A 1309-nucleotide genomic window follows, 5' to 3' on the forward strand; every position below is an offset into this window, starting at 1 on the left:
ACGCATTCTGGGCCACTTCGGGCGAAACCGTCTCCCGACCGACGCTGTAGTAGGTGTAGCCCTGCTCCCGCATCTGATCCAGCTCATACACGTTCCGACCGTCGAAGATCACCTTGTTCTTCAGCAGCAGGTTCATCTTGCCGAAGTCCGGCGTGCGGAACAGCGGCCACTCGGTCATGATCACCAGCGCATCGGCATCGTCCAGGGCCGCATACGAGGTGTGCGCATAGGTGATCTGGTTGCCCAGCACCTGACGCACGTTCTCCATCGCTTCCGGATCATACACGGTCACCTTCGCTCCCTTGCCCAGCAGCGCCTTGATGTTCTCCAGGGCCGGGGCCTCCCGGATGTCGTCCGTATACGGCTTGAAGGCCAGCCCCCACACGGCAATCGTCTTGCCGGCCAGCTCCCCCTGGAAGTGCTGCTCGATCAAAGGCAGCAGCTTGCTCTTCTGACGGGTGTTGACGGCCATCACCGACTGCAGGATCTGGAAGTCATAGGCGTAATCCTGGGCCGTGCGGGCCAGTGCCTGCACGTCCTTGGGGAAACAGCTGCCCCCGTAGCCGATGCCGGCAAACAGAAACCGCTTGCCGATGCGGCTGTCGGTGCCGATGCCCTTGCGGATGTCGTCGACGTTGGCGCCCACCTTCTCGCACAGGTTGGCGATCTCGTTCATGAAGGTGATCTTGGTGGCCAGGAAGGCGTTGGCCGCATACTTGGTCATCTCGGCCGAGCGTTCGTCCATGAAGATGACCGGGTTGCCCTGCCGCACCAGGGGCGCATACAGCTTGTTCATCACCGAGCGGGCCTTCTCCGAGCGCGTGCCGATCACTACCCGGTCGGGTTTCATGAAGTCCTCGACGGCCACGCCCTCGCGCAGAAACTCGGGGTTGGAGACCACATCGAAGTCGATGTTGGTGCCCCGGGAGATGTGCACCCAGACCTTCTCGGCGGTGCCCACCGGCACGGTGCTCTTGTCGACGACCACCACGTATTGCTTCAGCAGCGGCCCCAGATCATCGGCCACCTTGAGGATGTACTTCAGGTCGGCCGAGCCGTCTTCGCCCGGCGGGGTGGGCAGGGCCAGGAAGATGACCTCGGCGCCATCGATGCCCTCGGCCAGGGAGGTGGTGAACTTTAGGCGTCCTTCGGCCGTGTTGCGGTTGAACAACAGGTCGAGGCCGGGCTCATAGATGGGCATGATGCCGTTGTTGAGCTTCTCGACCTTGCGCTCGTCGATATCGACGCAGGTGACCTGGTTGCCCGTCTCGGCAAAACAGGTGCCGGTCACTAACCCAACGTAACCGGT

Annotated in this window: 1 protein-coding gene; it reads right to left on the bottom strand. The window is 62.3% G+C overall.

Annotation, left to right across the window (positions count from 1 at the left end; translation table 11 throughout):
• A partial coding sequence (locus DX909_RS29290; RefSeq protein WP_164851462.1) for a UDP-glucose dehydrogenase family protein occupies positions 1 to 1309 on the bottom strand: 1309 nt, incomplete at both ends.

The sequence above is a fragment of the Larkinella soli genome (genome assembly GCF_003703975.1).
Classification (GTDB): domain Bacteria; phylum Bacteroidota; class Bacteroidia; order Cytophagales; family Spirosomataceae; genus Larkinella; species Larkinella soli.